Raw genomic sequence first — 20186 nt, 5'->3', positions numbered from 1 at the left:
GCGAGGGATTGCTATGCAAAACAATAACAACATTCTACTCAGCACAATTAAACAGGCCGCCCACAGCCACAGCACGCAAGCCGCGCGACACAAATACTTGCACCGCAGCTTGTGGGCAGCCTCATCATTTATTTCTGTTTTGATCGCCATAGCCACCGCCTTCGATTTTTTCCTACTAAACATTCCCAGCAAAAACATCGCTACGTTTTTCGCCATAATCTTGCCGATGGTGACCAGCTATATAGTACTGCGCTCCCCCGAAAAATTATGGATTCATGAAATCAATATCCGCAACCAATTAATGGACCTACACACCGAACTGCAATTACTCACCACCCGCAACGCCCAAATAGACCAGTCCGATTTTGAAAAACGCTATTTAGCGATTATGTCTTCTGCGAATAAAAAGTGGGTTGAGATTAAAGAGGGGTAATGCATGCTATTGAATGAAATAAAGCAACAGAAAGTATGTAACGCTACCAAACTTTGTAATTGACAAAAAGTAAAATTATCTGAAAATTCAAAATTAAGAAAAATTTCATTACCAAATTTAATTGGTGAAAATATGAATAAATGTTATTTATTAATTGCAATCATTGGGTCTTTAGGGTGCTCACCCTATGAAACAGTGCACTATGGAAAATTACCTTGCGCCAACACACTAACCGAATACAAAAGCTCCATTTACAATATCAAAGAAAAACTGGATGACTTAAACGGCGATGACATTAAAGAATTTATTTATAATGAAAACGGAAAACTACATAATTTTGATAAAGAAATTTTTAATTGTGTCCTGCTTATTCATCAAAAAAATAGAGATGCCTACTCCAATGATGATAGAGACACAATAATACTCTTCTCTGATTCATATGGAAGAATAAAATCAGCTAATGATGTATTTTTAAAAAATGAAAACATAAACGAAACCAGTTTAAATTTACTGAATTATATGTACATCACCGAAACTACAATTCTCGACAAAACAAGTGAGTAGTTTTGACATTCGCGCCCACACCACAACAAACATCAGCTTCGGCTTCTAGCTAGAAATTCAAATAAAAAATGCCGTGCAATTTCTCGCACGGCATTTTTTATTTTTCTATCAAGCATTTTTCTAAAAACTTATGAAGGGTAATTGCAATTTTCTACTGGATTAATGCTGCGTGACGGGATGAAACTCCAACTTTAAACCTAATGCCCCAGCTACTTTCATGACAGTTTCAAATTGTGGTTTTGCACCGGGAGTAAGCGCCTTATATAAGCTCGCACGGGCTAAACCAGAATCTTTGGCTAATTGAGTCATGCTGCGAGCATTGGCAACGTCTTTAAGCGCCACAAGTAAAAGTTCGGTATCACCACTTTCAATTGCAGCATTTAAATAAGCCGCAATAGTTTCTTCATCTTCTAAATAGTCGGCTGCATCAAACAGGGTAAATGTAGGCTTCATGAATTATTCCTTCATGGCCTTAGCCATGGCAATCGCATTATTAATTTTCTCGCACGGCGTTTTTAATTCATCAAACAAGCACTTTCGTCATAAACGCACTGTAAGGGTCTTCTTGATAATCGCCGAATGGGCCGCAGTATTCAAAGCCGAAACGCTCATAAAGTTTGCGTGCAGGGAGGAAAAATTCTTGTGGGCCGGTTTCCAAACTCAGGCGATGGTATTTTCGCTCGGCGGCGACACTTAAAATATGTTCCATCAGTTTTACCGCTACACCTTTGCCGCGATAGGCATTGGCGGTGCGCATGGATTTAATTTCGGCGTGAGTTGCATCTAATTCTTTTATTGCACCGCAACCGGCAAGCTGGTTGCCGTCCCATACTGACCAGAAAGTGATTTCCGGTTGGCGCAGTTTTTCCAAGTCCAATGCGTGCACACTTTCGGGGGGCGATACGGCGTACATATCGTCCAGGTGTTCGGTGAGTATTTGCGCTACTTCGGGGCCGCGCAGGTCATCGATTTTAATGAGCATAGCTAATTCCTTTATTGCATTTTAGGTGAGTTTTTCACTTTGGTTTTTTCAGTTGGCATTGCTTCGCTGTGCATTCACCGCCTGCTGATACTGCTCTTGCGACCACACATTTCTGTTGCACATACTTTTTAATTTAAAACCGGACAACACTTTTAGCACAAGTTGTACTGGTTCATTTGGGTGGATTCCAGCGTTAGTGTTGGCTTGATGAATAAGCTCGCGGCCAAAATCGGTAAAATAAATTTTATCGCCATCCAGATGGATAATACTTGTATATAACAGTTTGTTAAACGCCGCTGCAAATGCTTCCAGCGAGGGAATTTCAGGGTTTATTGCAGCGCAACTTGCGATCAACTCTGTGCATACAATATCAGCACCTTTGTCGGCATAGAAAATGCCGAGCAAAATATGCGAATCCATTAAAGTAAATTTATGCACTGTGATTTCCGGTTAATGAGTTTTGCTGACTATTGGGTTAAGTTATTCATCCATTTACGGCTGATCACTCGTTTAATGACTGGAATAAACTTCAAACCGTCTTCCAGAAACATAAGCGCATAAATGTAGACAAACGAAATTTTGGTGAGAAAAACCACCGCAATATAAATTGGCAAGCCAAATACCCACATGACGATGGTATCGGTAATCAAGGTAAAACGGTTATCGCCGCCCGCGCGCAACACACCGATGATGCGCATCATGTTGATGATTTTTACCCACACCAACAAACAAAACACGCCGAGGGTGTTGAATAACAACTCGGTGGATGTTGCATCCAACTGGTCAAAAATATTCAACATTAACGGGCGCGCAAACCAGAGTGCACTGCAAAAAATAATCAGCAGTATAAATGTGATGCGATCAAAAAACCGGTGCAGATACCACGCAGTATCGTTATTACCTGCGCCCAGTTCACGGCCAATCAATACCGCCGAGGCATTGGCGAGCCCGACAAATAATGCAAAAAATGCGCTCTCGATCGGAACAATCACACCCATCACCGCGAGCGCTTCTGTGCCTGCATAACCCGTTACCAAATGATAAGTGGAATTGCCCACCGCCCATATCGCATAATTGGCCACCAGCGGTAACGAGAACGCGAGGTAGCGATGGATTTGGGTTTTATCCAACCCCATGCGCATTTGCGCAAGGCTTAACGCAAAGCCGTGTTTTTTTGCATAGATCCAACCCGCGACAATTGCCAACTGCAACACACGCGAGCCCAAGGTCGCCCAGGCTGCACCGGCAACACCCAAAGCAGGAAAGCCCCAGTTGCCGCCGATCAATGCGTAGTTGCCAATAATATTCAGCACCGCGGCAAATACACCGGCAACCAAAGGCATAGTGGTGCTGCCCAGTGCGCGGAGCGATGCCTCGTAAATCACAATCCATTGGGTAAGCAATAATGCCGGTGCGGTGATAATGAGATATTGCGCTGCAAGCGATACGACTTGCGGATCGGGGTTAATCCAGCCCACCCATGTGTTTGAGCCAAAGCCAAACGCGAGCACAAAGGGAACCATCACCAGCGTACCCACCAATAAAGTCACCGCCAGGGTTCTCTGGCAACTGACAAAATCTTTTGCGCCGGTGTATTGCGCAATCAGAATGCTGCAACCGGTCGCGAGGCCGCTCATTAATACCAATAACAAAAAGTGGATTTTTGCAGCAAGGCCGACGGCGGCAATGGCATCGGCACCCAAGTGGCCCACCATAATCACATCGGCCATGCCCAATAGCGATTGCAATAGCATCTGCGCTGCAACCGGCAAAGAAAGCAAAATGACCCCGCGCCAGAATGCGCGTTTATCATGGATTGAAATTAATTCAGGCGAGGCGACCACAGAAAACTCCGGCGGGAAATTGGTAGCCATTATAGAGCTGATTTAGCAATTGCGATTGTTAAAAAGTGGTAAGGGCTAAAACAGCTAATACGATGCATTCCCTAACGATAGGAAGGGTTCACTTTAGGTAATTGCCGAAAGCGGTGCGCGGCTCTAACAACAGTGCAAAAGTGGCAGAGGGTTTGCGCGCTTACTCGAACGACTTAACCATTCTTAAAATGGCATTTTAATAAAGACCGCTAGAATAAAGGGAATAAGAAAAATGCCTCCGCGAATGCGGCTTTGAGCAGGTCAAACAATAATATACATTTTCTCTGGAACTCTCCTATGCAGAATACTACCGCGCACCCACTGCCACCGCTTGTTCACAAACCCCATCGTATTGAACTGGTTGATGCGATACGCGGCTTTGCACTGATGGGCATTTGCCTGGTGCATTTTATGGAATATTTTGAGCTTTATTGGATCAATCAAGACCCGACCACGTTGCACAATATTGTGTTCTTTTTATTTGCCGGTAAGGCCTATGCGATTTTCGCTTTGATGTTTGGCTTGAGTTTTTTCATCATCATGGATAACCAAGCCAAAAAAGGTGTGAATTTTAGCTACCGATTTGCGTGGCGATTAGTGGTTTTATTGATAATCGGTTATATACACACGCTGCTATATCTTGGCGATATTTTATCGGTGCTGGGTATTATTGGATTGAGTTTATTGTTTGTGCAAAAAGTCAGTAACCGCTGGTTGGTCGCCGCGGCGATGCTGTGTTTGTTGCAATTACCTTTTTATTATCAGTTTTATGCTGCGTTGAATAATTTCCCCGGCGCTAACGATGCCCCTTCACACTGGGCAGTTTTCCCCGAAGTGTATAGCGCACTCACCAAAGCCAATTTCGGCGAACTGGCTGCGATAAATAGCTGGGACGGCCTTACCGCCAAATGGTTATTTTTTGTGGAATCCGGGCGCGGTATCCAATTAGTGGGGTTGTTTATTGTGGGGCTGGTATTGGGGCGCATTGGTTTTTTCACCCGGATTGAGCTCTTTGCCAAAGCACGCATGATTGCATTGTGGGTAGCAGTGACCGCAACCGCTGTATTTTATTTTGCCGATGAATATCTCAAACAGTTGCCAGCCACTCTCTTTCAGGAAAAAGGCATGGCCAAAATGTACCTGGAACAAATTATTGGCTCTTACCTGAGCACGGCGGTAATGGCCGCGATTTTGTTGCTGTTTATGCAGTGTTATCTGTGGCGACCTAGCGGAAAAGTGTTAAACCTGCTTGCGCCTTGTGGGCGCATAAGCCTGAGTATTTATTTAATTCAGTCTGTGCTTGGTGTGCCATTATTCTATCCGGCGGGATACGGTGGCTACCTCACCTTGGGGCAAACCAATAGCTTATTAATCGGTATCGCTTTTTATGGACTATTAATTGTGATTGCGCACTGGTGGACAAAACGTTTTTATTACGGCCCGGTTGAATGGTTATGGCGCAGTGCAACTTACATGACCACCAATGTGCCCTTCAAAAAACCAGCGCGCAATCATGCATCGCCATCAAATTAATTTTTGATACTGGAGATTCCTCCATCAAGCGCAATAACTTGCCCGGTGATGAACGCCGCGCTGGGCGATAACAAAAACGCTGCCATTGCGGCAACATCCTCTGCTTTGCCAATCGCTTGCAGTGGATGACGCTTGGCAGCGGCATCAATTTTTTCACTGGTGTTTATTAATTTTTCTGCAAGCGATGTCTGCGTTAAGGACGGAGCCAATGCATTAACACGGATCGCAGGAGCCCATTCTGCCGCAAGGCTTTTAACCAAACCTTCGACCGCCGCTTTGCTACTGGCGATGCTCGCATGAAATGGCATACCAACCGATGCAGCAACACTGCTGAACAACACTACACTCGCCTGCGGGGATTTTTTTAACAGCGGCAAGACTGCTTGCAAGCTGCGCACAGCACCCAACACATTTTGCGCAAAGTCCGCAACAAAATCGTCTGCCGATAGCCGTGCAAAAGGTTTGAGATTAATGCTACCGGGGCAATAGGCTACGCCATCCAAAGTGTCTGGCAAGCCAGTCAGGTCGGGCGCAGACTCCGCCGGGTTATTGATAAACACCTGCGCGCCGCTCACATCCGCCGCATGGCGCGCCCAAATAAAAACGTCATGCCCCTGTGCCAACAATTGCTTGGCAAGTGCGTTACCAATTCCCCGTGTACCACCCACAATTAAATAGCGACTCATCCGCGTGCTCCACATCAATACCCGTTAGTTGCGCTAATGATGTTTAGCGCATTTGTATTGATACGTAAGGAAAAAGATTACCGATGTATGCCTGCTAGCAGCTGCAAAAAGCCACGCCGATTTATTGACTGATCACGCGGAACCGACGCTCCAGCCGATAGCCTTGCTTATCAATCACCAGCAAGGTGTGGATGCCCGGCTCCAATGCAACTTCGCGTTCATGAAAGACTTTTGTTGCACCGAGAAATTCATCATTCAAATGCCAATAGAGTTGCGCGGCCGGGTTGCGATGGATGGCTTTTAAAATAATCCGGCTGCGCTTTCCGTCCAAATCCATCGGAATATAAATGCGGCTTTCTTCATTAGGGTAAACAAACTCGATGGGCTGGTCTTCATCGGTCTGCAACAGGTTGTTCACACAATCACTGCGCCAGGGCGGCAGCGATGTGTATTCGCTGTGATACTGACGCCAATAAAATTCCTGCACCGGCGGCAATACAAACCAATCGCGCGCTTTCATATTGCTTACGGTTTCGCAGCGACCGTGCACGCGAAATTGCTCATCGCCATCCAAATGAATGCGGCGATGAAATGGCGTGACCTGATCAAAATGGCTGGTGCGGGGAATTTCGCTATCAACCGCAGCGCACTGGCCACCAGCCAGATAACCATCGTCGCTACATACCGAAATAGTTTTTAAAGCATGTGCAGGTTTGGCAAACCAATTAATAGTGGGGAGCGCATCAAACACATCAAATAATATAGGTGCAGCACTGCTTTGGCCGCTGATAAAACTCGCCGCCTCACCATCGGCATTACCCACCCATACGCCTAAGGTGTAACGGCCATTACTGCCAATCGCCCATGCATCGCGCAGGCCATAACTGGTGCCGGTTTTCCAGGCGATGGTTTGGCTGCCGGAAAAATCGCGCCAATAATTGTCATTGCCTGGGCGCGCTACATCAATCAGCGCTTGTAACGTCAACCAGGCAGCGCCCTGCGTGAGCACCGGTTTTATTGGCGCTGATTTTATTGGGTTTGTTTTTTGGTTAAGCAACAACAAAGGTGCGTGCTGTTTTATATCGCCATCACGCGCGCTGGCGGCAAGGCGAGCATAAATCCCCGTGAGCTCCCATAAGGTTCCTTCTGCGCCGCCTAAAATTAATGTCAGACCATAATCATCAGCGGGGCGAAACAATGTGCTCATTCCCATTGCTTGTAATTTTTGCTGGAATTTTCCAATACCGTAATCGCGCAACATGCGCACAGCAGGCACGTTTAATGAATGCGCCAGTGCAAATTGTGCGGGCACAGCACCGCGAAAACTCCGGTCATAATTTTTAGGGCTGTAGCCACCAAATTGGGTGGGAATATCCGGCACCAAACGTGTCGGTGTTAATTGACCTTCTTGTAGCATCAAGCCATAGAGCAACGGTTTTAAAATGCTACCTGTTGAGCGGGGGCGCTGCACAATATCCACACGCGGCGCATAGCGCTCTTGTTGCTGCCAGGATTCATTGCCAATGTACGCCAGTGTTTCCATGCGCTCATGATCGATCAACACCAAGGCAATATTATTAACGCCTTCATTTGCAAGGCGGGCGCTGTGTCGCGATGTTATTTGTTGCACAGTGCGCTGGATAAATGGATCAATACTGGAGTGCAATATCCATTCATCCGGATATTGTTTTTTCAGTGTTGCCAATAAATGGGGTGCAAGTTGCGGTAACTGCTGCGGACGTTCCGGCAAGGGCTCCAATAAAGCCAACTGCAAATCCAGATCAGAAAAATACTGTTTTGCGTGCATCCGTTTTAATAAACGGTCGCGTTTTTGTTGCAATAGATCGCGCTGGCGACCGGGATGAATCAGCGCGGGGCTGTTGGGCAATACCGCCAATAACGCAGACTCTGCCCAGGATAAATTTTCCGGTGCCCTGCCGAAATAACGCCAAGCTGCCGCACGCAAGCCGACAATATTGCCACCGAAAGGCGCATGGCTGGCATAGTGGATGAGCAATTCATCTTTGTTAAAACGCCACTCTAATTGCAATGCAATAAAAGCCTCAACTAGTTTGCTGGCAACATTCCTTGCAGGCATTTTTTTATTCTGCTGTTGAGCATCACCCTGACGCAGCAAGCGTGCCAACTGCATGGTCAAAGTGCTCCCACCACTGGTGACTTTGCCTGCAGAAAAATTACCACCTGCTGCGCGCATGATAGATAGCGGGTTAATGCCAGGGTGAGAATAAAAATATTGGTCTTCAAATAACAGCAGCGATTTTTTATATTTTTCGGGCAAATATTCCGCGGGCGCAAACCGCCATTGCTGGTCTTGCGCAATGCTGGCACCTAATAAACTGCCATCGCGTGCGAGCAACATACGCGCATATGCTGCGTGGGTGAGACTGGAAGGAAGTGGGAGCCATTGTAAACAGGCAACAATAAACAACAGAAAAATCACAGCGCTGCTGATGAATGGGTGGCGATGACCTTTCGCTAATATCCATCGCCACCCATTCATACCAACAACCAAAAAAGAAAGTTATTTGCGCAAGGGAAAGTTATTTGTGCCCAGCGAGAAGTAAGCTCTGCTGGTAATACTCGGCACTTTTTTTGTGATCGCCCAACTTGGTCATCAATCGCGCCAACTCAGCTGTAGTTTCCAAATCCTGCTTTTGGTTCAAGCTGCGCTGGAAATATTCGCGCGCCAATTCCCATTGTTGATTGCGCTCCATCAAACGCCCCATGGTCAACAACAACATAGCATCCTGGGGTTTGCTTTTTAACCATGATTCAACGGTGCGGATTTGGGTATGAATTTCTTTTACTTGCAAACGGCCGTAGAGCGCGACCAATGGGTCATACCATTGGTTGCCCAGTGCTTTACGCACAATCACTTCGGCTTCCTGATCCTGATAATTTTCAGCCAAGGCCTGCGCATACGCGGTAACTACTTTTGGGGAGCGTTGCACACTGCGCGGGAAAGACTTCCACAATTTTTGCAATGCAGGCAAACGTTCAGCAATCAATAACGATTTTGATTCACTCGCCAGTGCTGCCATTTTTTCACTGGCCAGCAACACTTCCAAGGCTTCAAACTCTACATTGGAAAGCACTTTGGCTTTGCGCATAACCGGGAACAATTCTTCCAATGCGCGCCAATTTTTTTGCGCAATATAAATGTGATGCATTAAATCCAGTACCGCAGCCTGACGCGGCATTTTGATGTCAATTGGTTTTAGAATCGCAATCGCTTCTTCATAGCGCCCCGATTGAACATGCAAGCGGGCACGCGTCAATGCCACCGGCAATTCGCTGTGCGCAAGCGTGAGTGCTTTATCCAGAATATTGTCTGCTTCTGCTTCATCGCCCATTTCAAAGCTACTGCGCGCGGCAGCAATATAGTTCGCGAGTGGGTACTCCACTTTATCGAGTGTGCGCACCAATTTTTTGCGTGCTTCCAGCCAGTCGCCGGTGAGGTAATCGACCATACCAGTCGCCGCACGTTTTTGTGCGCGCTCAACGCTGCCAAATAAAAATATTTCACGGAAGCGGCGCGCCATTTCAACACCACCGAGCATAAGTTTGCGGATAAACCACACGCCGGTATAAATCAATACGACAACCAGTGCTGCAACCCACAAGGTCATTTCGATAGTTTTGGTACCGTAAGCAATTAACAAATAACCGTCGCCACGCCACAACAAAAACACCAAACCAAGCGCGATAAGGACAAAGAAAATCGCTTTAAATAGACGACGTCTCATTAGCGCACCCCGCGACGAGCAGCAGCCATTTTTTCGCGCTTGGCAATATATTCAGCTAACGCAGTTGCAGAATTACTAAAATTGGTCAGTTCCGGGGCAACTTCTTCTTGCTGCAACGCCTGCAATTCTTCCAATACGGCCGATGCTTTTTCATTGAGATTGTAATACTGGTTAATCCAGTTTTGCGCTTTAACCAAGCTTTCCTGATAGATGCCTTTTTCGTTGCGCAGCAAAGCAACCTGCGCCTGTTCAAGCATTAAGCGTAAATTCTGTTGCAGGTATTTTTGTTCCGCAGGCGGCAACACGGCATTGATGGTTTTGCCATGATCGCGCACCCGTACATAAGAACCCAGTTTGTGCAACAGATTATAAAATCCGCGCGTCATTCTTTGCTTCAACGTTTCATTTTCCGGAATCACTTCTTCTTCCAGAAGATCGCTTTGGGTTCCCAGAGGTTCAATAAAAGGAATCGCTTCAATTTGATTAGACAATGCGGACAACCGCAAATAGATACCTTCGCGGTCAATCACGCCCGCTAACTTCAATACCGCAATTTCTTCTGCCAGTAATTTGCGCACGCCAACCAAGTCGGCCTGGTCTATATCGCGCAATACATCGTCTGCTGATAATGCTAATGCCAATGCATTCTGGCTATCTTTTTCCAACAAGATACGTTGGTCAGCCAACCGCAATAAATATTGTGCTTCCTGTAATTTCCATTCATCGCGATTGACGCTGGAGAGCGACATCAAACGGGCATTATTACTATCAAGTTGTTCTGCAAGATCATTCAGGTTCGCTTGAACTGCTTCTTGCTGCTCGACCAATTCTTTTTCAATATTACTTTCCATGACTTGCTGACGAGTTTCAGCAGCTTGCACTTGTTGCTCAAGTTGGTTGAGCAGACTATCAATAACATTTTTTTGATGCTCTGCTTGCTTGCTAACGAAATAGGCTCCGTAACACACAGCGGCAAATAACAACACAATAAAAAACCACAACAACGCAAAACTGCCGGCATGGGTTTTATTGGCAACGCCAGCCTCTTTGCTCGCAGAATAATTTTTGGTGGATGCGTTATCAGCGGGTGATTGAACGGTCGTATCTGAATCAGTCACTGTGTTAGTCCTGTAATGAAGTGCACTCTTGTGTGCGACAATAATGTAACAAGGCTGCCGTCATGGCGTTGTCTGTAGCATTTTCAGCGCAGATAATTCGCTTGAATCCTGCTGTTTGTGCCGCATCCCTGATTCGCTGGCTGGGCACCAATAATATTCGCCCCTGTAGCCACATGTGTATTTGCAGTTGTTCTTGCGCAGGTTTTTGCGCTATTGCATCTAACATGTTTTGCAAGCTTTCGCCGCTATGCAGACTCACAATAATTTCTTTATGCACAACGTCGGTTGATGCCATCAGTTGCGCCAATTGTTCCGCTGCGTTTGCCGGTAATTGACGCTCATACAATTCACAGTAATCAACCCATGCACCGCGCTTGCGCAATTCTTCTGCAAGATGCCCTCGTCCACCGCAACCGCGAAAAATCAGGATTTTTTCGCCATCGACGTGCTGCAAGTTTTCCGCCGTTAATAAATCCTCGCTGGTCATTCCACCACGGCTACTTATCGCAAGGTCTTGTACAGTAACGCCATATTCAGACAGTTTTTTAGCCGTAGTTGCGCCCACAGCAAAATACTCGATGCCGATTGGCAACTGCGGCCAATAATTTTCCAGCCACTCCATGCCAAAATCCACAGCATTCTGGCTGACAAAAATAACTTTCTGATAAAGGTCAAAATCCAGAATTTTGTTTTTAATCGCGCGAATTTTTTCTTCACTGGCTACCGCCGATATTTCCAGCAAATTCCAATACGCACAGGTGAATCCCAATGTCGTTAACTGCGCCGCCCATGGTGTTGCCTGTGCAGCAGGCCGCGTGATCACGACACAAAAATCTTGCAGCTTGGCCGTCATGACTTATTCCGCGTTTGCGTAAACCTCAGCGAGAATTTTATCGGCACCAGCCGCCAGTAAACGCTCGGCTAATTCGATTCCCATTTTTTCAGCATCTGCCACTGCACCGGAAATTTCATCGAACAACATCTGGCTACCATCGGGTGCACCTACCAATCCGCGCAACCACAAGGAATCACCACGATGAATAGCATAGCAGGCGATGGGCACCTGGCAGCCGCCTTGCAAATGGCGGTTCATCGCGCGCTCTGCCAACACTTGCTCAGCAGTGATTTGGTGATGCAAGGGTTTGATCAGAGCGAGCGTCGCGGCATCATCGCTGCGGCATTCAATGCCTACTGCACCTTGCCCACCGGCGGGCAGACTTTGCTCTGGCGCGATATAAGTACGGATACGCTCTTTCAACTCCAGACGGATCAAACCCGCAGCGGCGAGAATAATTGCATCGTATTCACCATCATCGAGTTTTTGCAGGCGCGTCTGCACGTTACCGCGCAAAAACCGGATCTGCAAATCCGGACGATGGGCAAGCAATTGGCACTGGCGACGCAAGCTTGATGTTCCCACTACTGCACCTTGCGGCAATTCATCGAGCGAATGAAAGCGGTTAGAAACAAATGCATCGCGTGCATCTTCGCGCGGGCAAATCACCGCCAACCCCAAACCCGCTGGAAAATCCATGGGGACATCTTTCATTGAATGCACCGCGATATCCGCATCACCTGCTAACAAAGCCTGTTCCAATTCTTTGACGAACAGGCCTTTGCCACCAATTTTGGCGAGAGGGACATCGAGAATTTTATCGCCACGGCTGGTTAACGGCACCAATTCAACCGTCAAACCGGGATGATGCTTTTCCAATTCGGCTTTGACATATTCCGCCTGCCACAGGGCAAGCAAACTTTTACGGGTGGCAATGCGCAGAAGCGAAGGAGTCGACATGGATCTGATACTGGTAAGTTAACAAGATGCAAATGATAACATCAGCCTCCCCGAAATAGGCATAAAGGGGATATTCGCCGCGACTCAAGAATCAGGAAAGGGAAATACAACACAGGAGAGGCTCATCCATGAACCAGAAAAAGGGATCAAACAGCTGCTTTGGCAGGCTTGAGAAGACTGGCAACAACCATGACGACTGCAGCAACAATAAATCCGGCAAAATGGGGTGGAAGTACTGCATCAGGCATGATGAATTCCAATGGAATCCACACTACAAGTCCGGCGATGATTGAACTTGCTGCGCCGAAATTGCTCGCTTTTTTCCAATAAATTCCGGCAAACAAAGGAACCAACGCAACCACCAGAGTCACTTTGTATGCATTGGCGACCATTGTGTGGATGGATGTCTCTTCCTGCAGCGAGTAAAGCGCATAGAGCGCAACTAACACCGAGAAAAGCGCTACCACAATGCGCATCATGGTGAGGAATTGTTTATCGCTCATGGTTTTTCCATTGGGCATCAACTCCTTGATCACGTTTTCTGACAGCGTAACGGAAGGAGCCAGTAAAGTGCCGCTCGCGGTACTCATAATGACCGACAACAACGCACCAAAGAAAATAATCTGGGCATACACGGGCATATGTTCCAGCACGAAAGTCGGCAGCACTAATTGGGAATCTTGCTCACTCACTCTTGCCGCCATTTCCGGGTCAACCATAAACGCGGAATACGCGAGATAAAGTGGAATAGCGGCAAAAAATAAATAGGCCACACCACCGAAGAAAGTCCCCCATACGGCGATGTTTTCGCTTTTGGCAGAGTTCACACGCTGGAATACATCCTGTTGCGGGATCGAACCAAAGCCCATGGTGAGAAAACCGGCAATAAAGGTAATCACCGCGGCCCATTCCAAACTCGGCCAGAATTCAAATTTACCCGCTTCATAGGCGTGTTTTACAACAGGAGCCACACCACCGGTTTGGTCCGACACCAAAAACGCAATCCACAGCAACCCGACGACAATTACCGTCATCTGCACCACAGTGGTCATTGCAACAGACCACATGCCACCTACGAGCGTATACGTCATGACAATCGCAGCACCCAGGATGATGCCCAATTCCATACTAATGGCGCTGTCGGTCAATACATGGAACACCAATCCTAACGCAGTAATTTGTGCAGAAACCCAACCAAGGTACGAGAGCGCAATCGCGATGGACACCACAATCTCAACCGGCTTGCTGTATTTCTCGCGATAAAAATCACCCAAGGTGAGCAGATTTTTGCGATAAAGAGGGCGTGCAAATACCAGCGCAAACAACATCAAGCAAAAGGAAGCGCCGAAAGGATCTGAAATCAGGCCACCCAGATTTTCTTCCACGAAGGTGCCAGGAATACCCAGAACCGTTTCTGCTCCGAACCAGGTTGCAAACACCATGGCGATAACCACACCCATCGGCAGCTGCCTGCCCGCTGTAATGTAGTCTTTCGCGTTATGGACTTTGGTCGCGGCATAGACCCCGATCCCGATTGAAATGAGCAGATAGAGCACAACAAAACTGACTAACATTCGTTGGTTCCTTTAATCTTGGCTGAGTTATTGGAATGGAACAGATGTGCACACTCACCGCAGACGCACCGGAATTAAATAGCGACATGCTGGAAAACTGAGTCTGGACTCGCCCGACAAACTGAAAATGACCGCGCAGGCACAACCAAAAATGCGCCTGTATTTTTCAGCGCTAATATAATGGAAATACCTGAAAATTAAACCAAAATTACGACCTGCAAGGTCTCTTTTCCCACTTTTCTATGCAATTAACTTGCCCATAAAAAAGCCCCGCTGTTAAGCGGGGCTTTGGTATTACTTAATCGGCTGATCAAATAGGGCGACCACCATAATCGGGTGTCGGTTTTTTAGGCGGATCAGCGGTGACGTTTGCAGGCACCTCATTGATTTTACCGCCTCTGGCCAAGAATGCAGCAATCTGAGCCTCCAGCTCATCGCGCGCTTTTTGGCGTGACGCTATGCTGAAATCCTCCAGCGCCTCTGATTCGACTACTTTACTGGCAGGACTTGAGAAGCTTGCGTCATCGCTATCGAGCGCCTCATCCGCCTCGTCGGCATCCTCCTCCCCGTCTACTGAGTCTTCTAATTCTTCATCGTTAATGGGGTCTTCATCAGTCATAATGTCACCTGAAAACTTGTACAATGTGGATCTTGGTTTTTATCCCGACTTGTTCATTACTGATAGCAGCAATGGCTTCGGCTAATATATAGCGCAGACTCTTTTAAACGTCATGACTATTGGCCATAAATTTTTAGGCTTTTTTTATCTTACTCACTGCCATCGCGGCGGATTTTAGTTATTAACCTTGAGCAAGTCTAGCGCTTGCTAGATGCGTGCAAAAAAGTGACAACAAGATCAATTTCACCAAAAATTTGCACACTAAATATCCACACATCCATTTTGGGTTTCTTTTGTCCTGCTTATGAACTTTAAACGCCTTGTAAAACATTTTCCTGAACTGTCGTCATTTGATCTGCCAGAGCAACAAGCGTTGCTTGCAAAAGCCTATAAAGATGCTTTTTCTGAAGAAAATAAAATGCGTATCTGGCGCAACAACCTCATCAGCGCATTGACTATGGCAGCCCTGTGTTTTTTCTTTGTGCTTGTGGTTAGGCCAGCACTTGGCATGTCGCAACAAACCAGCGCGATACTGTTGATGGTTGTTGCACTGCCTATTTATTTTTTTATTCAGCAGCGAGTTTTTATTAATCGATTGCGCGCAAGCCTGACTAAATTTTTATCTTAAATAATCAGCATCATCTTTCACGCTATATCAGCAGCCATAAAAAAACGCCACAAAATTGTGACGTTTTTTATCTACTGGAAATTACCAGCAGCAGGGAAAATACAGTCAATTAAACTGCGTCTGATCCTGTTTCACCGGTGCGGATGCGGATAATTTCATCCAATGGTGCGATAAAAATTTTACCGTCGCCAATTTTTCCGGTTTGTGCTGCTTTGGTAATAGCTTCTACCGCCTGCTCAACCATTGAATCATCAACAGCAAGTTCGATTTTTACTTTCGGCAGAAAATCTACAACGTATTCAGCACCACGATAAAGTTCGGTGTGGCCTTTTTGACGACCAAAACCTTTTACTTCAGTGACAGTCATGCCCTGGACACCAACGTCTGACAATGCGGTGCGCACGTCATCAAGTTTGAATGGTTTTACAACAGCGGTAATCAGTTTCATTATTAATTCCTTTGCTGGAGTCTTGTGAATGCTGTGCCAGAAACTCATGCCCTCGCATGGGATCGGCGTGAGCCCGAAAGCTTGCAGTAAAGATACACCCAAGCTTCACACATCAACAACAACTTTATAAAGTAGGTGAGGTATTTACGCTGCCTTGATCACAATCAAACAAGGCAGCGTGATTGTTATTACTTGGAGCGAGTAAACTCTGGATAAGCTTCCATACCGCACTCGGCAATATCAACACCTTCGAACTCTTCTTCTTCAGAGACGCGGATACCGATAACCAACTTGATAATGTACCAAACCACCAGGCTAGCGCCGAATACCCAAGCGAAGATAATCGCTGCACCGGCTAATTGACCGAGGAACGTAGTCCCTTCAGCGGTGAATGGAACAACCAACAGACCAAACAGACCCGCAGTACCGTGAACAGAAATCGCACCCACCGGGTCATCGATACGCAACTTGTCCAGACCAAGGATTGAGAACACTACCAACACACCCGCAACCACACCAATGATGACGGAAGCCAGCGCACTTGGAGTATCAGGGCTTGCGGTAATGGCGACGAGACCAGCCAAAGCACCGTTGAGGATCATGGTCAAGTCAGCCTTACCGAACAGCAAACGGGCAACAACCAATGAGCCCAGCAAACCACCAGCCGCTGCAGCGTTAGTATTAAGGAAAACCATTGCAACAGTGTTAGCGTTGGCGATGTCGCCCAGTTTCAGAACTGAACCGCCATTGAAACCAAACCAACCAAACCACAGGATCAACATACCCAAAGTCGCCATTGGCAAGTTAGCACCGGTGATCGCATTGATTTCACCGTTTGGACCGTATTTACCTTTACGAGCACCCAGCAACAGCACACCCGCCAAAGCTGCAGAAGCACCCGCCATATGCACAATGCCTGAGCCCGCAAAATCCTTGAAGCCGAATTGGTCATCGATGTTCAGGCCAAACAGACCTTCTGCGCCCCATGTCCAGGAACCTTCGATTGGATAGATCACACCGGTCATCACTACGGCGAACAGCAAGAATGCCCAGAGCTTCATACGCTCGGCCACAGCACCGGAAACGATAGACATACAGGTGGCAACAAACACTACCTGGAAGAAGAAGTCAGACGCGCCTGAATAAATCGACCCGCCGGTGAAACCATCTTCACGCTCAGCGAAACTTTTCAGGGTTTCATCAACATTGACATCGGCAATACCTGAAAGGAAGAAGTTGCCGCCGTACATGATCGCGTAACCGCACACCAGATACATGGTACAAGCTGTCGCATAGAGCACCACGTTTTTGGTCAGGATTTCAGTTGTATTCTTGGCGCGAACCAAGCCGGATTCGAGCATGGCAAAACCTGCTGCCATCCACATTACCAAGGCACCCATCACCAAAAAGTAAAAGGTGTCCATCGCATACTGAAGATGATAAATATTCTCTTCCATTGGTTGTTCCCCGTCTGTTTATTAAAGTGAATTACAACGCTTGGTCGCCGGTTTCGCCGGTGCGGATACGCACCACCTGCTCCAAATCGGATACAAAGATCTTGCCGTCACCAATCTTGCTGCTGTTCGCAGCCTTACTGATGGCCTCAACCACTGAATCAGCTTCAGCGTCCGAGACGGCAATCTCTACTTTGGTTTTCGGCAAAAAATCCACCACGTACTCTGCCCCACGGTAGAGTTCGGAATGGCCTTTCTGACGACCAAAACCTTTTACTTCGGTGACGGTCATGCCGTGCACACCTATATCGGAGAGCGCTTCACGCACTACATCCAACTTGAATGGCTTGATGATCGCTGTTACCAATTTCATTGATCACACTCCTGAAAAAATTCCCGCACCCGAGGGTGCGGGAAACACCGGAAAGACTCTCTGGAGCAGACGGATGTAACATTGTCGGCTCCATTAATGATTCATCCGGAATTTTGCACAGAGCAGGCCAATTTCATAAAATCAATAAAAATCATAAACTTACACTCAATTCAGAATACAAAAAGCAAAAATATCCAAGTTCGCATACAAGTGATGCACCATTTTTGATCAACACAGCAAACAACAAGCACCAATTGTGCACATCGTCATCAAATTCCACATTTAATAGCCTGCTGGGAGGTCGATAGACAGCGGGAATGCCATTCAGGGAGAGGGATTAATGCAGCGGGGAAGGTGAAGCGGTAAACTGCCTGCTCACAGCAAAAGCAGGGGGTATTTCATGATCAAAGACACAGCACAGCGGTTATTGGAAGAGTTGCAGTCACAGTTCTCCCAAACCGATCAGCTGATCCCCAAACGGGAACTCCACCTAATGCTGCAATCTGCATTGGCACGGCTGGATCTGGTCACACGCGAAGAGTTTGATGCCCAGACGGAAGTGCTCCAGCGCACCCGCCAGAAACTGGAGACGCTGGAACAAGCGCTGGCCGAACTGGAAAGCAAAGCATGATCTGATACGTATTTTCCGCAACCGGATTCCTTTATAGTCATTGCCCTATCGTGCGCAGGCACACAAGCAGGAAAAGGTCGCGCGTATCGATAGGAAAACTTCTTTAAAAACAAACACAAGGATCGTCAATGTCTCTCGCCATCGTCTATTCACGCGCAAAGCTTGGTATTAACGCCCCACAGGTTACCGTTGAGGTTCATATTTCCAACGGACTACCCAGTCTTTCAATTGTCGGCCTGCCCGAGGCAGCAGTTAAAGAAAGCAAAGACCGGGTGCGCAGCGCCCTGATCAACAGCCATCTCGAATTCCCCGCCCAGCGGATTACCGTCAACCTTGCACCGGCGGATTTACCTAAAGAGGGCGGACGCTACGATTTACCTATCGCTCTGGGCATTCTTGCCGCGTCCGGACAGCTTCCCGCAGGGCAATTGGAACAGTACGAATTTCTGGGAGAGCTGGCGCTCTCGGGAGAGCTGCGCCCGATCAGTGCAGCGCTGCCTGCCGCACTGGCCTGTGGCGATGCACAACGCGGCCTGATTGTTAGCAGTGACAACGCAGCGGAAGCCGCCTTTAGTACGATAACGCGCGTATTTGGTGCAGCTAACTTATTGCAGGTATGTGCCCACTTGCACCAGCGCGAAGCCCTACCGCAAGCAGAAGCAAAATTGGATGAAGGTGATCTGCACGCGGAATCGTTGGATATTCTGGATGTAAAAGGCCAATCGCACGCCAAGCGCGCCTTGGAAATTGCCGCGAGCGGCGGCCATAACCTGTTGTTTTACGGGCCACCGGGAACCGGTAAAACCATGTTGGCGAGCCGTCTGCCGGGAATATTGCCCAACTTAAGCGAGCGGGAGATGTTGGATGTGGCCGCGATTTACTCTGTGGCCGCACAGTCGCAGGATTATCACTGGCGAAAAAGGCCCTTCAGGGCACCTCATCACACCTCCTCGGCCATTGCTTTGGTGGGTGGTGGCAGCAACCCCAAGCCGGGAGAGATTTCACTATCGCACGCAGGGGTGTTGTTTTTGGACGAACTGCCCGAGTTCCCACGCAAAGTGCTTGAAGTCTTGCGCGAACCGCTTGAAAGCGGCGAAGTGCGGATTTCGCGCGCGCGCAGCCAAGCCTGTTTTCCCGCCCGGTTCCAGCTGGTCGCCGCGATGAACCCGTGCCCCTGCGGGTATCACGGTAGCGACGCCAACCGCTGCCGCTGCACCCCCGACCAGGTAAAGCGCTACCGCGACAAGATATCTGGCCCACTGCTGGATCGCATCGATATGCACGTACCAGTAAGAAGCCTGCGCCAAGGTGAGCTGCACAACAAAACCCTCGGCGACAGCAGTAGCACTATCCGTTTGCGGGTGGAACAAGCGCGCAAGCGCCAAATAGCGCGGCAGGGGAAAGCCAATCATCAATTGACTGCACCGGAGTTGGAACGCTATTGCGAGCTGATACCTGCCGACAAAATGTTGCTGGAACAGGCTATTGAAAAGCTGGGATTGTCCACCCGCGCCTATCACCGTGTACTTAAATTGGCGCGCACCCTCGCCGACATGGCCGGGCGCGAGCAACTCAGCACGGTCGATATCAGCGAAGCACTGAGTTACCGGACACTTGACCGGCAGAGCGGTGGCGGAAATTCAGGCAGCTGACGGACATATGGCGCGCGATAACCAAGCTGTCCGTTTTAATCCATTCTCCGGAGAA

The 20186-nt window shown here is 47.8% G+C and carries 21 protein-coding genes; 6 read left to right on the top strand and 15 right to left on the bottom strand.

Annotated elements, in window-relative coordinates; genetic code table 11:
• The first annotated feature begins 13 nt into the window (after nucleotides 1-13).
• Both VC28_RS16250 and VC28_RS16245 read left to right on the top strand, forming a co-directional pair.
• A complete protein-coding gene (locus VC28_RS16250; protein WP_049631571.1) occupies nucleotides 14-433 on the top strand; it encodes a hypothetical protein in 420 nt (139 codons plus the stop codon).
• A 132-nt stretch (nucleotides 434-565) separates the two neighbouring features.
• Nucleotides 566-997 carry a hypothetical protein gene (locus VC28_RS16245; protein WP_049631570.1) on the top strand — a complete coding sequence of 144 codons (432 nt, stop codon included), beginning with the start codon at nucleotides 566-568 and terminating at the stop codon, nucleotides 995-997.
• Nucleotides 998-1156: 159 nt separating this feature from the next.
• Here VC28_RS16245 and VC28_RS16240 read toward each other — a convergent pair whose 3' ends face one another.
• From VC28_RS16240 to VC28_RS16225, 4 genes are all read right to left on the bottom strand, one after another.
• Entirely contained in the window at nucleotides 1157-1450 is a 294-nt protein-coding gene (locus VC28_RS16240; protein WP_049631569.1) for an addiction module antidote protein, read from the bottom strand.
• 70 nt (nucleotides 1451-1520) lie between these two features.
• Nucleotides 1521-1979, bottom strand: coding sequence for a GNAT family N-acetyltransferase (locus VC28_RS16235; RefSeq protein WP_049631568.1), 459 nt, complete (start codon nucleotides 1977-1979; stop codon nucleotides 1521-1523).
• 48 nt (nucleotides 1980-2027) lie between these two features.
• Nucleotides 2028-2417, bottom strand: coding sequence for a hypothetical protein (locus VC28_RS16230; RefSeq protein WP_049631567.1), 390 nt, complete (start codon nucleotides 2415-2417; stop codon nucleotides 2028-2030).
• Nucleotides 2418-2446: 29 nt separating this feature from the next.
• Nucleotides 2447-3853 carry an MATE family efflux transporter gene (locus tag VC28_RS16225; RefSeq protein WP_231591797.1) on the bottom strand — a complete coding sequence of 469 codons (1407 nt, stop codon included), beginning with the start codon at nucleotides 3851-3853 and terminating at the stop codon, nucleotides 2447-2449.
• 297 nt (nucleotides 3854-4150) lie between these two features.
• Between VC28_RS16225 and VC28_RS16220 the strand changes: the two genes are divergently transcribed.
• The gene (locus VC28_RS16220; RefSeq protein ID WP_049631565.1) at nucleotides 4151-5386 is read left to right on the top strand and encodes a DUF418 domain-containing protein; all 1236 of its coding nucleotides are present in this window, start codon (nucleotides 4151-4153) and stop codon (nucleotides 5384-5386) included.
• Here the strand turns inward: VC28_RS16220 and VC28_RS16215 are convergent.
• From VC28_RS16215 to VC28_RS16180, 8 genes are all read right to left on the bottom strand, one after another.
• On the bottom strand, nucleotides 5383-6072 hold the full coding sequence (locus VC28_RS16215) for an SDR family NAD(P)-dependent oxidoreductase (RefSeq protein ID WP_049631564.1): 690 nt from the start codon (nucleotides 6070-6072) through the stop codon (nucleotides 5383-5385). The two genes, VC28_RS16220 and VC28_RS16215, sit on opposite strands and share 4 nt — an antisense overlap.
• Nucleotides 6073-6193: 121 nt before the next feature.
• On the bottom strand, nucleotides 6194-8593 hold the full coding sequence (gene pbpC / locus VC28_RS16210) for a penicillin-binding protein 1C (RefSeq protein ID WP_049631563.1): 2400 nt from the start codon (nucleotides 8591-8593) through the stop codon (nucleotides 6194-6196).
• A 40-nt stretch (nucleotides 8594-8633) separates the two neighbouring features.
• Entirely contained in the window at nucleotides 8634-9839 is a 1206-nt protein-coding gene (locus VC28_RS16205) for a heme biosynthesis protein HemY (protein ID WP_049631562.1), read from the bottom strand.
• Nucleotides 9839-10957 carry a uroporphyrinogen-III C-methyltransferase gene (locus VC28_RS16200; protein WP_049631561.1) on the bottom strand — a complete coding sequence of 373 codons (1119 nt, stop codon included), beginning with the start codon at nucleotides 10955-10957 and terminating at the stop codon, nucleotides 9839-9841. The genes VC28_RS16205 and VC28_RS16200 overlap by 1 nt, the downstream gene beginning before the upstream one ends.
• Nucleotides 10958-10961: 4 nt before the next feature.
• A complete protein-coding gene (locus tag VC28_RS16195; RefSeq protein WP_231591795.1) occupies nucleotides 10962-11810 on the bottom strand; it encodes a uroporphyrinogen-III synthase in 849 nt (282 codons plus the stop codon).
• A gap of 3 nt (nucleotides 11811-11813) precedes the next feature.
• A complete protein-coding gene (gene hemC, locus VC28_RS16190; protein ID WP_049631560.1) occupies nucleotides 11814-12752 on the bottom strand; it encodes a hydroxymethylbilane synthase in 939 nt (312 codons plus the stop codon).
• Nucleotides 12753-12898: 146 nt separating this feature from the next.
• Nucleotides 12899-14326 (bottom strand): high affinity choline transporter 1, encoded by a 1428-nt coding sequence (locus tag VC28_RS16185; RefSeq protein ID WP_049631559.1) that lies wholly within the window; start codon nucleotides 14324-14326, stop codon nucleotides 12899-12901.
• Nucleotides 14327-14636: 310 nt separating this feature from the next.
• Nucleotides 14637-14945: a hypothetical protein gene (locus VC28_RS16180; protein WP_049631558.1), complete on the bottom strand. Its 309-nt coding sequence runs from the start codon at nucleotides 14943-14945 to the stop codon at nucleotides 14637-14639.
• A 304-nt stretch (nucleotides 14946-15249) separates the two neighbouring features.
• On the opposite strand from VC28_RS16180, the gene VC28_RS16175 reads away from it, so the two are divergent.
• A complete protein-coding gene (locus tag VC28_RS16175; protein ID WP_049631557.1) occupies nucleotides 15250-15573 on the top strand; it encodes a hypothetical protein in 324 nt (107 codons plus the stop codon).
• Between the two features lie 109 nt (nucleotides 15574-15682).
• Here VC28_RS16175 and VC28_RS16170 read toward each other — a convergent pair whose 3' ends face one another.
• The 3 genes from VC28_RS16170 to VC28_RS16160 all read right to left on the bottom strand — a co-directional run bounded on the left by VC28_RS16170 (nucleotide 15683) and on the right by VC28_RS16160 (nucleotide 17848).
• The gene (locus VC28_RS16170; protein ID WP_007639554.1) at nucleotides 15683-16021 is read right to left on the bottom strand and encodes a P-II family nitrogen regulator; all 339 of its coding nucleotides are present in this window, start codon (nucleotides 16019-16021) and stop codon (nucleotides 15683-15685) included.
• Nucleotides 16022-16209: 188 nt separating this feature from the next.
• Nucleotides 16210-17478 carry an ammonium transporter gene (locus VC28_RS16165; protein WP_049631556.1) on the bottom strand — a complete coding sequence of 423 codons (1269 nt, stop codon included), beginning with the start codon at nucleotides 17476-17478 and terminating at the stop codon, nucleotides 16210-16212.
• 31 nt (nucleotides 17479-17509) lie between these two features.
• Nucleotides 17510-17848 carry a P-II family nitrogen regulator gene (locus VC28_RS16160; RefSeq protein ID WP_049631555.1) on the bottom strand — a complete coding sequence of 113 codons (339 nt, stop codon included), beginning with the start codon at nucleotides 17846-17848 and terminating at the stop codon, nucleotides 17510-17512.
• Nucleotides 17849-18248: 400 nt separating this feature from the next.
• Between VC28_RS16160 and VC28_RS16155 the strand changes: the two genes are divergently transcribed.
• Nucleotides 18249-18479, top strand: a complete 231-nt coding sequence (locus VC28_RS16155; protein WP_049631554.1) for an accessory factor UbiK family protein — start codon at nucleotides 18249-18251, stop codon at nucleotides 18477-18479.
• A gap of 128 nt (nucleotides 18480-18607) precedes the next feature.
• The gene (locus VC28_RS16150; RefSeq protein WP_049631553.1) at nucleotides 18608-20131 is read left to right on the top strand and encodes a YifB family Mg chelatase-like AAA ATPase; all 1524 of its coding nucleotides are present in this window, start codon (nucleotides 18608-18610) and stop codon (nucleotides 20129-20131) included.
• Nucleotides 20132-20186: the final 55 nt, after the last annotated feature.

It is taken from the genome of Cellvibrio sp. pealriver, assembly GCF_001183545.1.
Lineage (GTDB): Bacteria > Pseudomonadota > Gammaproteobacteria > Pseudomonadales > Cellvibrionaceae > Cellvibrio.
Note: the sequence above shows the minus strand (reverse complement) of the source record. Positions and strands in the feature narration are given on the sequence as shown.

What these genes read in the sequence shown, in the direction of transcription:
- VC28_RS16240 (WP_049631569.1), bottom strand. Translation starts at nt 1,450, where the DNA reads ATGAAGCCTACATTTACCCTGTTTGATGCAGCCGACTATTTAGAAGAT.
- VC28_RS16215 (WP_049631564.1), bottom strand. Translation starts at nt 6,072, where the DNA reads ATGAGTCGCTATTTAATTGTGGGTGGTACACGGGGAATTGGTAACGCA.
- VC28_RS16180 (WP_049631558.1), bottom strand. Translation starts at nt 14,945, where the DNA reads ATGACTGATGAAGACCCCATTAACGATGAAGAATTAGAAGACTCAGTA.
- hemC (WP_049631560.1), bottom strand. Translation starts at nt 12,752, where the DNA reads ATGTCGACTCCTTCGCTTCTGCGCATTGCCACCCGTAAAAGTTTGCTT.
- VC28_RS16160 (WP_049631555.1), bottom strand. Translation starts at nt 17,848, where the DNA reads ATGAAATTGGTAACAGCGATCATCAAGCCATTCAAGTTGGATGTAGTG.
- pbpC (WP_049631563.1), bottom strand. Translation starts at nt 8,593, where the DNA reads ATGAATGGGTGGCGATGGATATTAGCGAAAGGTCATCGCCACCCATTC.
- VC28_RS16195 (WP_231591795.1), bottom strand. Translation starts at nt 11,810, where the DNA reads ATGACGGCCAAGCTGCAAGATTTTTGTGTCGTGATCACGCGGCCTGCT.
- VC28_RS16175 (WP_049631557.1), top strand. Translation starts at nt 15,250, where the DNA reads ATGAACTTTAAACGCCTTGTAAAACATTTTCCTGAACTGTCGTCATTT.
- VC28_RS16225 (WP_231591797.1), bottom strand. Translation starts at nt 3,853, where the DNA reads ATGGCTACCAATTTCCCGCCGGAGTTTTCTGTGGTCGCCTCGCCTGAA.
- VC28_RS16245 (WP_049631570.1), top strand. Translation starts at nt 566, where the DNA reads ATGAATAAATGTTATTTATTAATTGCAATCATTGGGTCTTTAGGGTGC.
- VC28_RS16220 (WP_049631565.1), top strand. Translation starts at nt 4,151, where the DNA reads ATGCAGAATACTACCGCGCACCCACTGCCACCGCTTGTTCACAAACCC.
- VC28_RS16205 (WP_049631562.1), bottom strand. Translation starts at nt 9,839, where the DNA reads ATGAGACGTCGTCTATTTAAAGCGATTTTCTTTGTCCTTATCGCGCTT.
- VC28_RS16185 (WP_049631559.1), bottom strand. Translation starts at nt 14,326, where the DNA reads ATGTTAGTCAGTTTTGTTGTGCTCTATCTGCTCATTTCAATCGGGATC.
- VC28_RS16170 (WP_007639554.1), bottom strand. Translation starts at nt 16,021, where the DNA reads ATGAAACTGATTACCGCTGTTGTAAAACCATTCAAACTTGATGACGTG.
- VC28_RS16155 (WP_049631554.1), top strand. Translation starts at nt 18,249, where the DNA reads ATGATCAAAGACACAGCACAGCGGTTATTGGAAGAGTTGCAGTCACAG.
- VC28_RS16165 (WP_049631556.1), bottom strand. Translation starts at nt 17,478, where the DNA reads ATGGAAGAGAATATTTATCATCTTCAGTATGCGATGGACACCTTTTAC.
- VC28_RS16250 (WP_049631571.1), top strand. Translation starts at nt 14, where the DNA reads ATGCAAAACAATAACAACATTCTACTCAGCACAATTAAACAGGCCGCC.
- VC28_RS16235 (WP_049631568.1), bottom strand. Translation starts at nt 1,979, where the DNA reads ATGCTCATTAAAATCGATGACCTGCGCGGCCCCGAAGTAGCGCAAATA.
- VC28_RS16150 (WP_049631553.1), top strand. Translation starts at nt 18,608, where the DNA reads ATGTCTCTCGCCATCGTCTATTCACGCGCAAAGCTTGGTATTAACGCC.